This window comes from Paraburkholderia dipogonis, from assembly GCF_042680985.1.
GTDB lineage: Bacteria > Pseudomonadota > Gammaproteobacteria > Burkholderiales > Burkholderiaceae > Paraburkholderia > Paraburkholderia phytofirmans.
Window position 1 is genome coordinate 60,261 of sequence record NZ_JBHUFR010000022.1, and the last position, 13,589, is coordinate 73,849.

General features: G+C 64.5%; 12 protein-coding genes. 6 read left to right on the plus strand and 6 right to left on the minus strand.

The genetic code is table 11. From position 1 onward, the window contains the following. Window positions 1-77 precede the first annotated feature (77 nt). The 6 genes from ACFSNN_RS27450 to ACFSNN_RS27475 all read right to left on the minus strand — a co-directional run bounded on the left by ACFSNN_RS27450 (window position 78) and on the right by ACFSNN_RS27475 (window position 7,990). Window positions 78-1,136, minus strand: a complete 1,059-nt coding sequence (locus ACFSNN_RS27450; protein WP_377688992.1) for an ABC transporter ATP-binding protein — start codon at window positions 1,134-1,136, stop codon at window positions 78-80. Window positions 1,137-1,164: 28 nt separating this feature from the next. Continuing rightward, a complete protein-coding gene (locus tag ACFSNN_RS27455) occupies window positions 1,165-2,769 on the minus strand; it encodes an ABC transporter permease (protein ID WP_377688991.1) in 1,605 nt (534 codons plus the stop codon). Beyond that, entirely contained in the window at window positions 2,769-3,800 is a 1,032-nt protein-coding gene (locus tag ACFSNN_RS27460) for an iron ABC transporter substrate-binding protein (protein WP_134465139.1), read from the minus strand. The genes ACFSNN_RS27455 and ACFSNN_RS27460 overlap by 1 nt, the downstream gene beginning before the upstream one ends. Window positions 3,801-3,859: 59 nt before the next feature. Next, window positions 3,860-5,167, minus strand: coding sequence for an iron uptake transporter deferrochelatase/peroxidase subunit (efeB, locus tag ACFSNN_RS27465; protein WP_134465138.1), 1,308 nt, complete (start codon window positions 5,165-5,167; stop codon window positions 3,860-3,862). Between the two features lie 37 nt (window positions 5,168-5,204). Further along, on the minus strand, window positions 5,205-6,368 hold the full coding sequence (locus tag ACFSNN_RS27470; RefSeq protein ID WP_134465137.1) for an NHL repeat-containing protein: 1,164 nt from the start codon (window positions 6,366-6,368) through the stop codon (window positions 5,205-5,207). Between the two features lie 98 nt (window positions 6,369-6,466). Then, complete coding sequence (locus ACFSNN_RS27475; RefSeq protein WP_134465136.1) at window positions 6,467-7,990, minus strand: carbohydrate porin; 1,524 nt, start codon at window positions 7,988-7,990, stop codon at window positions 6,467-6,469. A 471-nt stretch (window positions 7,991-8,461) separates the two neighbouring features. Between ACFSNN_RS27475 and ACFSNN_RS27480 the strand changes: the two genes are divergently transcribed. The 6 genes from ACFSNN_RS27480 to ACFSNN_RS27505 all read left to right on the plus strand — a co-directional run bounded on the left by ACFSNN_RS27480 (window position 8,462) and on the right by ACFSNN_RS27505 (window position 13,567). Beyond that, a complete protein-coding gene (locus tag ACFSNN_RS27480) occupies window positions 8,462-9,301 on the plus strand; it encodes an arylamine N-acetyltransferase family protein (RefSeq protein ID WP_134465135.1) in 840 nt (279 codons plus the stop codon). A 12-nt stretch (window positions 9,302-9,313) separates the two neighbouring features. Further along, window positions 9,314-9,994 carry a methyltransferase family protein gene (locus ACFSNN_RS27485; protein WP_134465134.1) on the plus strand — a complete coding sequence of 227 codons (681 nt, stop codon included), beginning with the start codon at window positions 9,314-9,316 and terminating at the stop codon, window positions 9,992-9,994. Between the two features lie 293 nt (window positions 9,995-10,287). Then, the gene (locus ACFSNN_RS27490) at window positions 10,288-11,148 is read left to right on the plus strand and encodes a transporter substrate-binding domain-containing protein (RefSeq protein ID WP_134465133.1); all 861 of its coding nucleotides are present in this window, start codon (window positions 10,288-10,290) and stop codon (window positions 11,146-11,148) included. A gap of 102 nt (window positions 11,149-11,250) precedes the next feature. Continuing rightward, complete coding sequence (locus tag ACFSNN_RS27495; protein ID WP_012426712.1) at window positions 11,251-11,973, plus strand: ABC transporter permease; 723 nt, start codon at window positions 11,251-11,253, stop codon at window positions 11,971-11,973. A 14-nt stretch (window positions 11,974-11,987) separates the two neighbouring features. Continuing rightward, entirely contained in the window at window positions 11,988-12,740 is a 753-nt protein-coding gene (locus ACFSNN_RS27500) for an ABC transporter permease (RefSeq protein WP_134465132.1), read from the plus strand. A 35-nt stretch (window positions 12,741-12,775) separates the two neighbouring features. Then, window positions 12,776-13,567 carry an ABC transporter ATP-binding protein gene (locus ACFSNN_RS27505; protein ID WP_012426714.1) on the plus strand — a complete coding sequence of 264 codons (792 nt, stop codon included), beginning with the start codon at window positions 12,776-12,778 and terminating at the stop codon, window positions 13,565-13,567. Window positions 13,568-13,589 lie beyond the last annotated feature (22 nt).

The window sequence follows — 13,589 nt, forward strand, 5'->3', positions numbered from 1 at the left end:
GAGCGACTGGTGCGCGTCGAGTTGCGGAAGGCGGCGTTCAAGTTCGCCTTCGCAGCTTTAATGTTCAAACGCTTCGTTCAAGCACGCGCATATGCCGTCACTTCGCCATCCACCGCGAGCCGCACCTGCTCGCCCGGCCGCGGGCAAAGATAGCCCGGCACGCGCGCGCGCACCATCGTCCGCGCGTCGGAACGCAATTGCAGCGCGACGCCCGCGTCCTGCCCCTGAAAGATCACTTCCGTGACGACAGCGTCGTACGCTGCCGCGCCGTCAGGCATCGTTTCGTCGGCACGCAACAGACGGATCTGCTCGGGCCGCACCATCACGTCCACAGCGCCCTGGCCGACCGGCCCGGACAACGACAACTCGCCGAGTTCACAGCTCACGCGGTCCCGCGTGGCCATGCCCGGCAACAACACCGCCTCGCCGACGAACGATGCCAGCTCGCGCGTCACCGGCCGGCGATAGAGCGTCTCCGGCGTCGCCGTCTGGATCAGCCGGCCGTTCCACAACACCGCCACTTCATGTCCGAGCGACAACGCCTCGGATTGATCGTGCGTGACCAGCACGGCCGTCGCGCCGGTCGCGGCCAACGCGCTGGCCACGGCTTGCCGGGTTTCGAGCCGCAAGGCGGCGTCGAGCGACGAGAAGGGTTCGTCGAGCATCACCAGCGTCGGCGACGGCGCGAGCGCGCGCGCCAGCGCGACGCGCTGCTGCTGACCGCCCGACAACTGCTGCGGCGCGCGTTCGCCGAAGTTCGCCGGCAAGCCGACCAGCTCCAGCAATTCGGCCACGCGATGCCGCGCGCGTCGCTGCGCGCGCGGCAAGCCGAACACGATGTTGTCCGCCACCGACAGATGCGGAAACAGCGCGCCTTCCTGCGGCACATAGCCGATGCGGCGCTGTTCGGAGGGCACATGCAGATCGTCGCCGGCTACGCGGCGACCGTCGATTTCCACACTGCCGCCGTCGGCGCGTTCGAAACCGCATAGCAAGCGCAGCAAGGTGGTCTTGCCGCTGCCTGACGGACCGAGCAGCGCCAGCAGTGTGCCGCGCTCGACGGAGAGATCGATGCCGTGCAGCACAGGCGTGCCGTCGAATGATTTTTGCAGCCCGCGGATACGAAGTTCGCTCATGAAAATCCGATGATAAAAGCGCGGCGCGTCAGCTGCGTTCGCCGAGCAGCGCCGATTTGCCGAGCAATGCGAACAGGAGGCCGGAGGCGAACAGCGAGATGCCGGTGAGCAACGCCGCGTAGGGCGCCGCCGCGGCGAACGCCATTGTCGACGTGTCGGCCCAGACCTGGGTGGCGAGCGTTTGCGTGTCGAGCGGGGACAGCAGCAGCGTCGCGTTCAGTTCGGTGACGACCGAGATGAACACCATCGCCGCGGCCGCGCCGAGCCCAGGTCCGGCGAGCGGCAACACGACGCGGAACAGCGTCTGCGACCAGTTCAGGCCGAGTGCGCGCGCGGTCTCTTCGAGGCGCGGCTGCGCCTGCATGAAGGCGGCGCGCACACTGACCAGCGCCAGCGGCATGAACAGCATGGAGTAGGCGATCACCAGCAGCGTCGCGCTCTGATAGAGCGGTTGCAGCGCGTGCACCGCGAGCGACACGATCGCCAGCGCGATCACCAGACCCGGCACGCCCTGCGCGAGAAACACCGTGCGTTCGAACAAGGTCGCGAAACGGGTCGGATAGCGCACCAGCAGGAATGCGAGCGGCACCACGAGCAAGGTGGTGAGCAACGCCGCGGCAAGCCCGAAACCGAGCGACGAAATCGTTGCATTGAACAGCAGTTCGGGCGACACATCAGCCGGTGTGACGGCTGCCGCGCCCGGCTGCGTGAGCCAGTAGCCGATCATGCCGAGCGGCACGCCGAGCGTGGTGACTGACAGCAACGCAAAGCCGCCGACGACGATCCAGCGCCATACGCCGAGCTCGTAGCGCAAGACCGCGCGACGTGTGCCGCGATCGACGCGTTCATAACGCGACGCGCCGCGCACGCGAAATTCGAATGCCAGCACGATCAGGCAGATCACGATCAGCAGGCACGCGAGCAGCGAAGCGCCGCCGCCATCGAAACTCGTGCGGAACTCCGCGTAGATCTGCGTGGTGAAGGTACGAAAACGCAGCAGCGTAAATGCGCCAAACTCGGACAGCACACCGAGCGCGACCAGCAGCATACCGCCGAGCAACGCGGGGCGCAGTTGCGGCAGCACCACGCGTATGAACGTGGTCCAACGGTTGCAACCCAGTGCGCGCGCGCTTTCTTCGAGCGCCGGATCCATGCCGCGCAACGCGGCGGCGACCGGCAGATAGACGAGCGGAAAATACGCGCAGGTCAGCACCAGCAATGCGCCGTTGAAGTCCTGCAAGTCCTGGCTTAGCGAGACCCACGCATAGCTCGAGATAAACGCCGGCATGGCGAGCGGCGCGGCGCTCAACACGGCCCATGCGCGGCGCCCCGGCAAATGCGTGCGTTCGACGAACCACGCGGCAGCCGTGCCGATCACGGCGGACACCAGCGTGGTCGAGACGGTAATCATCAGCGTGTTGATCAACAGTTCGCCGACCAGCGGCCGGAAGATCAGATCGGCCGCCTCAGCCGCGCCGAAGCTTGCGGCGCGCCAGAACGTAAACGCAATCGGCAGCAACACCAGCAAAGCGCTGAGTGCTGCTGCCGCGAACAGCCCGCGAGGCGCACGCGAACGGGCGCGCGCCGGGACCGTGGAGACAGCCGGTGGCCCGGCTGACAATGCTTCGCTCATTACAGCAGGCCTGCCTGGCGCAGCAGCTTGCCGGCCTGGCTATCGTCGCCGAGTTGCTGGATCGTCAGCGGCGGCGGGCTCAGTTCGGCGAACGGCTTGAGGATCGGATCCGGTGCGACGCCGGCGTGCAGCGGATACTCGAACATCACGTGGCTCTTCGCCATCAATTCCTGCGCGCGCTCGCTCACCAGATACGCGAGAAACTTTTGCGCGCCGTCCGTGTTGTGCGCGGACTTCAACACCGCCGCGCCCGACACGTTCACGGCCGCGCCGGCGTCGCCGTTACCGAAGTGATAGATCGCGCTGCGGGTCTTGCCGTCGCCGAGTTCGGCATGCAGACGCGCCCAGTAGTAGTTGTTGATCAGACCGGTCGCGACACCGCCGCGGTTCACGGCGGCGACCACGCCTTCGTCGTCGTCGAAAATCTGCGCGTTGGCTTTCAGGCCCTTGAGCCATTGCACCGTTTGCGCTTCGCCCTTCAGCGCGAGCACGGCGGAGACGAGCGGCAGAAAGTCGCCGTCGCTCGGGGCGATGCCGATCTTGCCTTTCCATTCCGGCTTGGCAAGATCGAACAGCGATTGCGGCAGTTGCGATGCCTGGACCTTGGTGGTGTTGTAGGCGAGCACGTTTTCACGCGCGGTCACCGCGACCCATGCGCCGGTCGGCGAGTTAAAGCGCGTCGGCACGGTGGCGAGCGTCGAGGGATCCACCTTGTTCAGCAGGCCTTTCTCTTCGAGCAGCATCAACTCCGGCGAGTTTTCCGTGAAGTAGACGTCGGCGGGCGTGGCGGCGCCTTCGGCGACGATCTGCGCGGCCATCGCCGGGCCTTCGCCGTTGCGGATCTTCACCGAGATGCCCGATTGCTTTTCGAAGTCCTTGGCGAGGAGATTGACCACCTGTTCGTGCTGCGCGTTATACAGCGTGATCGACGCGGCCTCGGCCGCTGACGGCACCGTCGCGAAAGCAGCCAGCGTGAGGGCGACCGCGCTGCCAAGAATCCGTAGACGCGTGCCAAACGAGTTGTAAGCCATGATCCAGAAGTCCGTTGTGATGTTGTAGTTGATCTGTGTTGTTGTCGACCGCGCTTGCTTTACGTCTCGAACAATCCCGCGCCGATATACGAACCCGGCTTCGCGCCCGGCGGCACGGCGAAAATCGCGCTGCCGACGTGCGTCGTGAACTGGTTCATCATGTCGAACTTCGCGAGCCTGTCGTTGATCGGAATGAAGCCGGTACGCGGGTCGCTCTGATGCGCGATGAAGATGAGCCCCGCGTCGTACTCGGTTTCCTGGCGCCAAGGCGGCCAGCGCTCGATGTAGAAGTTCGTGCCGTCGTTATATGAGTACGAACGCCGCAGAATCTGCGCACCGTTATTGCTCGCCTGATTCGACAAACGCACGTGCGAGTTCTCCGGAATCACCGGATTGCCGTCCTTGTCCTCTTCCTTCAGGTCGACGGCGTCGAATTCGTTCTTCTTGCCGATCGGCGCGCCGCTGTATTTGTGGCGCCCGAACACCTGTTCCTGGAAGTCCAGTTCGGTGTTGTCCCAGTGCTCCAGCGTGATGCGGATGCGCCGCACGACGGTGTAGGTGCCGCCTTCCATCCACGGCGCGTCGGCGCTGGCGCCGGCCCACACGAACTGGTTCATCAACGGCGCTTTGGCGGTGGACGGATTGTTGGTGCCGTCCTTGAAACCCATCAGATTGCGCGGCGTCTGACCGCGCGGACCCGACAGGAAACCGGCCTGGCCCCAGCGCATCGCCGCCGTGCCGTACGACATGCGCGACAACTGGCGCACGGCGTGAAACGCTACTTGCGCGTCGTTCGCGCAGGCCTGGATGTACAGGTCGCCGCCGGTCTTTTCCTTGATCAACTGGTCGCCGTTAAAGCGCGGCAGATCGACGAGCGCAGCGGGGCGGCGCGCGGCAAGGCCGTAGCGATCCTTGCCTTCGTGCATAAAGAGACCGGGGCCGAAGCCGAACGTGATCGTCAGCCCGTTGGGGCCGAGACCGAGTACGTCGCCGGAATCGGGCGCGGCTTTATTCTGGTCCGCGTCGCCGGCGGGCAGCGGCGCGGCCGTGCCGCCTTGCGTGAGACGCGCGGCCGCCTCGGTCCAGGCGCGCAGCAGGGCGATCACGTCGTCGCGCTTCTCGGTGGTGAGATCGAGCGCGGCGACGTAGGTGTGACTTTGCTGCGGCGTGACGATACCGCCCTGATGCACGCCGTAGAACGGCTCGGCAGCCAGTTGCGGATCGGCGGCGGCGTGCAGCTGCGTCTTGCCGAGCGCGTTCTGCGACGTCGCCAGACCCGCGCCGAGGCTCGCGCCGGCGGCGACCGCGGCGCCGCCCGCCTTGAGAAACCCGCGCCGTGAAGGCCGCGGGGGTCGATCGTTTGCCATGGTTACTTCACCTTCATTCGGCTTGGAAACATTCAATTTATTTCGCGAGCACCAGCGTGTTCACGTCGTCCTGCACGTAGTAGAAACCGTCGCCTTCAGGCGTCATCGCGAGGCCGAACAGATCGCCGTTGCCCGGCGGCGATTGCGCCTTGTCGGTGTCGATCCAGCGGGCGTAGATCTGCTTGCCGCTGGCCGGATCGATTTCGACGATCTGGCCGTTCAGCGCGTTGGTGACGAGCAGGTGGCCGTTGGGGGCGGTCACCATCGCGAGCGGCCGGTGCAGCAGGCCGTCGGCGGTCAGCTGACGGCCGACGCCCGCGCTCGTGTCGCGCGTCATCGGTTCGTCGATTTCGGTGATGCGGTTGCCGATCGCGTCGGACACGTACAGCAGTTTCTGATCGGCCGAGAGCGCGAGGCCGGTCGGGCCGACGAGGAACACGCCCTTGTCGGCCTGCGCGCCGAAGCCGCTGCCCACCACGGTTTCCTTCTTCACGACCGGCGGCTTGCCGGGCGGCACGTCGAGGTCCAGACGCAGCACGGTGGCCTGCTTGAACACCGGTGGATTGCCGTCCGCGCCGCCCACGCCGAAGCCGGCCATGCTGACGAACAGCGTCGCGCTGCTGCCGTTGTCGACGACCGCCATGTTGCCCCACGGATCGTTGATGTTCGGGCTACTGATGGTCGAGGCGACCTTGCCTTGCGGATTAATCACGATCAGGCAGCCGGCGCCCTTGGTGCCGGTGGTGCCGTCATTGCTCGGCGTGCTGCCGACGATCACATAACCGGACTTGAGCATGGTCATCGCGGTCGACAGGCCGATGCCGCCCGGGCATTCCTTCAGATCGCGCGGCACCGTCGCGAACACCGTCATCTCTTTGGTGTCCGGGTGATAGTTGATGATCGTGCTGCCGGTGCCCTGCAGATTGGTCGAGTTATTGAAGTTGCCGACCAGCACGTCGCCTTGCTTGACGGTGCCCGCCGTGACCGGCGCGACCACGACTGCGTACGGATTCTGGTCGCCGTTGCCCGGCACGGTGTTGATCAGCGTGGTGTGGTGCTTGACGGTTTCGAGGAAACCTTGCGGCTCGGCGTGTGCGCTGCCGGCGCTCACCAATGCAGCGGCGCCGAGAGCGGCGGCAAACAGAGGCCACGCGAGGGCCCGCGCGGCGCGCGGCGAAAACTTGCGCGAGGGATTGTTCACGATTGAGCCTCCGTGCCTGCGCACAAAACGGTGATTGCGGTCATGATCGAAAGCATGGGATTCGATATTGTCGGTAGCGTGTGAATTGGGCGCGGTCATCAGAAGTTGATGTTGGTCCGCACGCCGATGACGAACGTGTTGCGCAGCGGCTGCGTCGGATCGTTCGGGTTCTGGCCGGCGCCGGCGTTGAACGTGTATTGCGCGTCGGCTTGCACTTGCCACCAGCCGTTGACCTGATACTGGTAGGTCGCCTCGAGCGCGGTTTCGCTGGTGCGCACGCCGTACGGGCCGTTGCTGAAGGCTCGGGTGTCGGCGTCGAGGCCGTTCACGTGGTTGCCGACCTTGATGTAGGTGAGCGCGAGGCCGACGCTGTCGTCGTCGCGGCCTTTGAACGGCGCTTTCATCACGACGCCGACGTTCGCCGCGAGGCTCACCAGGTTGCGGTCGCCGGGCGCGCCCATCACGCGCGCGAACACGCCGATGCTGCGCGGCTCGTCCGGGTCCGGACGCCAGATCATCTGGTCGGCCACCGCGTAAATGCTGTAGTCGCCGCGATGATTCTGGGCCACGCCGCTCGTGGCCGGATTCGCGAGCGACAGGCCGGTGTTGTCGTAGCGCTGATCCGTGAAGCTGCCGTTGTTGTACCAGACGCCAAGCTTGTAGGTGCCGGGCAAACCGCCGCCGCCCGCGCCGACCATCTCGCCGTCGGCCGGCTGGTTGATCGCGTACTGCAACTCGCCGATGAACAGCGTGCCGTTGTGCAGATTGAAGTTGGTGCCGCTCTTGTTGTCCGGGTTGTTGCCGAGCGGGTCGCCGTCGTACACGCCGGCGAGAGCCGTCAACGAAGGCGTGATCTGGCCGCGCACGCGCACGCCGAGGTCGGACAGCGGATACGCCGGACCGCCTGACGGCATGTCGTACGAGGGCAGCGCGGGCCAGCCGAACATCGTGTTGACGAACAGCGCCGAGTATTGGCTCGTGATGAATTCCTGGTCGATACTTTGCTGACCGATCTTCACGTCGATGCGTTTGTTCAGGAACGACTGCTGGTACCACAGTTCCCACAGACGGGTCGTGTCGTCCGCTTCGATGCCGCTCGCCGTATTCAGCGTGCCGAGCTTGTTGGCGCTGAGATTCGCGCCATGGATCTGCAACGCGCTGACGTTGAACAGGCCGCCTGGCAGGCCAAACGCTTTTTGCGTGTCCAGTTGCACGGTGGCGGTCGTCAGGCCGTCGTAGTCGGCGCCTTTCGCGAGACCGCCGCGCAGGTTGGCGAGCACTTCGCTGGTCTCGGTGAGCGTAAAGGTCACGCCGTATTTGCCGAGCCAGGGGCGCAGGCCGCCGATGTCGCCGAGCATCTGCTCGCGATTCCAGAAACCGGTCCACTGATTCGTCTGGGTCGCCTGAATCTTCAGGTCGGCCTCGGGCGCTTCGGGCGCGGCGTCGGGATTGGCTTCGGCCATGGCGACGCCGGCTGTCAGCGACGCCCAGGCGAACGCCGTGCAGAGCGCGGCACGCCGCACCGAGGGCAAACGCGAACGGCGTGTGAGAGCGGCGCGCGGCGCGGAATCGCGAAACGGACGCGCTTGTGCGCCAGGTCCGTTGAAATGGGCGAACTTCATCGAAATCCTTGTTGGTGTTGTATCGACTGATTGAAACCATCGCGGCGCGTCGCCGCCTGCCCGCGATTTGCCATATCGGTTCGCGACGCCGACACGGCAGATGGCGAGATCGTACGCATGCGAATTTGGTGAGTCAACACAAATGAGAACGATTCGCATCAATATTACTGACATATAACCTTGCGCTTTACGGACTGCTACCAAACGGCATTTGCACGTAATTTGCGGCGAATGTGAATGTAATGAAAACGAATGCTGGTGGTCATATCGACGCAGAGGAGTTAGCCCGAAACGCGAATTCAAAGGAGGGGATCGCGGTGGGCTGGCGGCGTCGGCCGGAACCTACGAAATCCGGTCAAGGCCGCCGCTGCGAGTCGACCGCAAAAAGCGGCTATGATCGATTTCCAGAACCGCACGGTCGCGCGCATCCGACACGCGACAAGCGCCCAAACCCATACTGGAACCCTGCCGATGTCTCACACAGTGAATCTGGATAACTACTTCGCCCGCATTGGCTACCAAGGGCCGCGCGCGGCGACGCTGGAAGTGCTTCAGGCGCTTCATCGGTTGCACCCGCGCGCGATTCCGTTCGAGAACCTGAGCCCGCTCACGCGGCGTCCGGTGAAACTGGACCTAGAATCGGTCGAACGCAAACTCGTCACCGAACACCGCGGCGGCTACTGTTTCGAACAGAACGCGCTGTTCGCCGACGTGCTGACGCAGTTGGGCTTCACGGTCACGCCGTTGCTCGGACGCGTGCTGTGGGGCCGGGGACCGGACGCGCCGCCGCCGCCGCGTACGCATATGGTGTTGCGCCTCGACATCGACAACGAAGCCTGGATCGCGGACGTCGGTTTCGGCAGCGTGACGCTGACCGCGCCGCTGCGCCTGACCGCGGGTCTCGCGCAACGCACGGAACTCGGCACGTTCCGTCTCGCCGACGCCTCGCGCGAGGCGCTCAACCTCGAAGTGCAGGCTCGCGACGAAAGCTGGGCGCGGGTCTACCGCTTCGATCTGCAGCCGGTCGAGTGGATCGATTACGAAACCTCGAACTGGTACACGGCGACCTCGCCGGAAGCGATTTTTGCGAGCACGTTGATCGTGTGCCGCGTGCTGCCCGAGGCGCGGCTTGCGCTGTTCAACGATCAGCTGAGCGAGCGCGCGGCCGACGGCCGGCTCATCAGCGAGCGGCAAATCAAAAGCGCCGGCGAACTCGCGGCGTGTCTGCGCGATCAGTTCGGCATCGACACCGGCGACCTCGACATCGCGGAGATATTCGACCGCGTGCGCACGCCGGCTCAAACCGCGTAGCAAGCAAAGGCCATGGTCGCGCGCCTCATCTTCCAAACGGTGGTCTGGCTGGCGGGGATGGGCGCGCTGCTGTTCGGCGCGGCGGGCACCTTCGCATGGCCGGCCGCGTGGTGGTATGTGATCGGGCTGGGCGTGCTGAGCCTGTGGATCGGTTTGTGGCTGGCGCGTCACGATCCCGGCCTGCTCGCCGAGCGGCTGTCGCCGTTGTTGCAGGCGCAGCAAAACCGCTGGGACCGCATTTTCATGGTGAGCGTGTCAGTTGCGTGGTGCGGCTGGCTGGTCCTGATGGCGTTCGACGCGATGCGCTTTCACTGGAGCGCGCCATTGCCGGTGGCATTGGTCAGCCTCGGCTCGCTCTGCGTGTTCCTCTCCCTCTTGATGTGCCGCTTCGTGTTCCAGGCCAATAGCTATGCCGCGCCGGTCGTGAAGATCCAGACGAGCCGCGGGCATAAGGTGATCGATACCGGCCTTTACGCGCATGTCCGTCATCCCATGTATGCCGCGGCGCTGCTGCTGTTCGTCGGCACGCCCTTGCTGCTCGGATCGTGGTGGGGACTCGCCTTCGTGCCGGTCATGGCGATCGGTATCGGCTGGCGCGCGGTGCGCGAAGAGCGTGTATTGGCCGCGCAACTCGACGGCTACGCGGACTACATGGCGCGCGTGCGTTATCGCTTCGTGCCGTTCATCTGGTAGGCGCATCGCCTCGGCGTGCGCGCCGCGCCAATCTGCTCAGCTTGCATCAACCTGTCTAGACAAAATAGCTCGCGCTCGTCTGAGTTGCGACGTGCGCCGCGCCTCTTTCACCCATTAAGAACTCCCCGCAAAGCCATGCTGCGCTGAATCATCTAGGGGCTTACCCGATGATTCAACCAATTTCTCACAAATTCTCTTGCGACCGCTTTTTGACTCATGCAGACTTGTCTATACAAATTAAGCAGCGATTAAACATCCGGTTCGATGGTGTCCTCAATCAAAGGAGTTTCGACGTGAAAGTGAAGCGCACGACGGCAGCAAAAACATTGATCGGCGCCGTGCTCGGCGCCGCGGCGATTTTCGCGGCACCGGTGCAGGCCAAAGACTGGAAGACGGTGACGATCGCGCTCGAAGGCGGCTACGCGCCGTGGAACCTGACCTTGCCGGGCGGCAAACTGGGCGGCTTCGAACCCGAACTGGTCGCCAACCTGTGCGAGCGCATCAAGCTGCAATGCAATCTCGTGGCGCAAGACTGGGACGGCATGATTCCCGGTTTGCAAGCGGGCAAGTTCGACGTCCTGATGGACGCGATCTCGATCACGCCGGAGCGTGAAAAGATCATCGCCTTCTCGAAGCCGTATGCCGCCACGCCCGCCACGTTCGCCGTCGCCGACGCCAAGGTGCTGCCCAAGGCCGCGCCGGGCGCGAGCGTCGTCAAGCTGTCCGGCGACCCGAAAGCCGACCAGCCGACCGTCGATGCCTTGCGCAAACAGCTAAAGGGCAAGACCATCGGCATCCAGTCGGGCACGGTCTACACCAAGTTCATCAACGACGGCTTCAAGGACGTGGCCACGATCCGCGTCTACAAGACCTCGCCCGAACGCGATCTGGATCTGGCCAACGGCCGCATCGACGCTTCATTCGACGACGTGACGTACTACGCCGCCAACATCGACAAGAAAGAAACCGCCTCGATCGTGATGGCCGGTCCGAAGATCGGCGGGCCGATCTGGGGTCCGGGCGAAGGCCTCGCGTTCCGCAAGCAGGACGCCGACCTGAAAGCGAAGTTCGACACCGCGATCAGCGCCGCGCTCGCCGACGGCACCGTCAAGAAGCTCTCCGACAAGTGGTTCAAGACCGACGTCACGCCTTGATTCGCCAACACGTCGAGAGGCAACGGCAGGCGCGCGCGGCGAAAGAGCCGCGCGCGCCGGCTGGTTCGATCCGCCGCAATGGATGAAGATGAGAGGTAGGGAATGGCTCTGATACAGATGCTCGGCTTCGGGCCGGAAGGCTGGGGCGGCGTATTGCTGCTCGCGGCGTTGATGACGGTGGCGCTCACGCTCGCGGCACTCGCGGTCGGCGCCGTGTTCGGCGCGCTGGTGGCGGCCGCCAAGCTGTCGCGTTTTCGTACGCTGCGCGTGATCGGCGATATCTACACCACCGTGTTTCGCGGCGTGCCTGAACTGCTCGTCATCTATCTGTTCTATTTCGGCGGCTCGACGCTCGTTACGAGCGTCGGCCAGTTGTTCGGCGCGGAAGGCTTTGTCGGCGTGCCGCCGTTCGTGGTCGGCGCGCTGGCCGTGGGCATGATTTCAGGCGCCTACCAGGCCGAGGTGTACCGCTCGGCGGTGCTGGCGGTGTCGCGCGGCGAACTCGAAGCCGCGCGCTCGATCGGCATGCCGACGCTGACCATGGCGCGCCGCATCCTGATTCCGCAAGTGCTGCGTTTCGCGTTGCCGGGCATCGGCAACGTCTGGCAATTGAGCCTGAAGGACTCGGCGCTGATCTCCGTGACGGGGCTCGCCGAACTGCTGCGCACGAGCCAGGTGGCGGCGGGTTCCACGCATCAATACTTCACGTTCTTCGTCGTGGGCGGCGCGCTCTATCTGATCATGACCAGCATCTCGAACCGGGTCTTCAACCGTGCCGAAGCGCACGTGGGCCGGTCCTTCAAGCGCAACTTCGCGCGTAACTGACGAGGGCGGCCATCATGCATTTCGACTTCGACTTTCTGTTCGACACGATCAAGCAACTGCTCGCGGCCGTGCCGACCACGCTCGGCCTGTTCTTCTGCTCGCTGATTCTCGGCGGCCTGCTTTCGCTCGTGATCGTCACGATGCGCGTGTCGCCGCACTGGCTGCCGAATCGCTTCGCGCGCGCTTATATCCTCGTGTTCCGCGGCTCGCCGCTGCTGATCCAGATGTTCCTCGTGTACTACGGCATGGGCCAGTTCGGCGTGATCCGCGAGAGCTTCCTGTGGCCGGTGCTGCGCGAGCCATACATGTGCGCGGTGTTGTCGCTCGCGCTATGCACGGCCGGCTATACCGCCGAAATCATTCGTGGCGGCTTGATGGCGGTGCCGGTCGGTCAGATCGAAGCCGGTTATTCGATCGGCCTATCGGGTTTCGCGCTGCTGCGCCGCGTGATCGGACCGATCGCCTTGCGCCAGTGTCTGCCGGCGTATTCGACTGAAGCGGTGCTGCTCGTCAAATCGACGGCGCTCGCGAGTCTCGTCACCGTGTGGGAAGTGACCGGCGTCGCGCAGCAGATCATTCAGCAAACCTATCGCACGACGGAAGTCTTCATCTGCGCCGCGCTGATCTATCTGTTCCTGAATTTCGTCATCGTGCGCTTGCTCGGCATGCTCGAAACGCGTCTGTCGCGCCATCTGCGCGCGGCGCGCCCGGCCGCGGCGAACCGCCCGGTTTCCGCCACCACCGAAGCACGCCGCGCCGCGCCCTGAACGGCCGCCCATCCTGGATGAATCTGGAGAATCCCATGAACGCTACGGCACCCGTTGCACTGTCGGTCAAGAACATTCACAAATCGTTCGGCGATCACCACGTGCTCAAAGGCATTTCGCTCGACGCCCATCAAGGCGACGTGATCTCGATTCTCGGCGCGAGCGGTTCGGGCAAGAGCACGTTCCTGCGCTGCCTGAACCTGCTCGAAACGCCCGACGACGGCTCGGTCTCGCTCGCCGGCGAAGAGTTGAAAATGAAGCGCCGCGGCGACGGCAAACTGCAACCGAGCGACCGCCGCCAGGTGGACCGGGTACGCTCGCAACTCGGCATGGTGTTCCAGAACTTCAACCTCTGGTCGCACATGACCGTGCTGGAAAATCTGATCGAAGGGCCGATGCGCGTGCAAAAGCGCAGCCGCGCCGAATCGGTTGAAGAGGCGGAAGCGCTGCTGGCGAAAGTCGGTCTCGCGGAAAAGCGCGGCCACTATCCGGCGCATCTTTCAGGCGGTCAGCAGCAACGCGTGGCGATTGCGCGCGCGTTGGCCATGCATCCGAAAGTCATGCTGTTCGACGAGCCGACCTCGGCGCTCGATCCCGAACTGGTGGGCGAAGTGCTGCGCGTGATGCGCTCGCTGGCCGAAGAGGGCCGCACCATGCTGGTGGTCACGCACGAAATGGGTTTCGCGCGCCATGTCTCGAATCGCGTGATGTTCCTGCATCAGGGGCAAGTGGAAGCCGACGGCACGCCCGACGAAGTGTTCGTCGAATGCAAGTCGGATCGCTTCCGGCAATTCGTTTCGAGCCATCAGGACCGCACCACCAACTAATCAGCATCACCAGGTAATTCAC

What these genes read in the sequence shown, in the direction of transcription:
- ACFSNN_RS27480 (WP_134465135.1), top strand. Translation starts at nt 8,462, where the DNA reads ATGTCTCACACAGTGAATCTGGATAACTACTTCGCCCGCATTGGCTAC.
- ACFSNN_RS27500 (WP_134465132.1), top strand. Translation starts at nt 11,988, where the DNA reads ATGCATTTCGACTTCGACTTTCTGTTCGACACGATCAAGCAACTGCTC.
- ACFSNN_RS27485 (WP_134465134.1), top strand. Translation starts at nt 9,314, where the DNA reads ATGGTCGCGCGCCTCATCTTCCAAACGGTGGTCTGGCTGGCGGGGATG.
- ACFSNN_RS27495 (WP_012426712.1), top strand. Translation starts at nt 11,251, where the DNA reads ATGGCTCTGATACAGATGCTCGGCTTCGGGCCGGAAGGCTGGGGCGGC.
- ACFSNN_RS27505 (WP_012426714.1), top strand. Translation starts at nt 12,776, where the DNA reads ATGAACGCTACGGCACCCGTTGCACTGTCGGTCAAGAACATTCACAAA.
- ACFSNN_RS27450 (WP_377688992.1), bottom strand. Translation starts at nt 1,136, where the DNA reads ATGAGCGAACTTCGTATCCGCGGGCTGCAAAAATCATTCGACGGCACG.
- ACFSNN_RS27460 (WP_134465139.1), bottom strand. Translation starts at nt 3,800, where the DNA reads ATGGCTTACAACTCGTTTGGCACGCGTCTACGGATTCTTGGCAGCGCG.
- ACFSNN_RS27455 (WP_377688991.1), bottom strand. Translation starts at nt 2,769, where the DNA reads ATGAGCGAAGCATTGTCAGCCGGGCCACCGGCTGTCTCCACGGTCCCG.
- ACFSNN_RS27475 (WP_134465136.1), bottom strand. Translation starts at nt 7,990, where the DNA reads ATGAAGTTCGCCCATTTCAACGGACCTGGCGCACAAGCGCGTCCGTTT.
- efeB (WP_134465138.1), bottom strand. Translation starts at nt 5,167, where the DNA reads ATGGCAAACGATCGACCCCCGCGGCCTTCACGGCGCGGGTTTCTCAAG.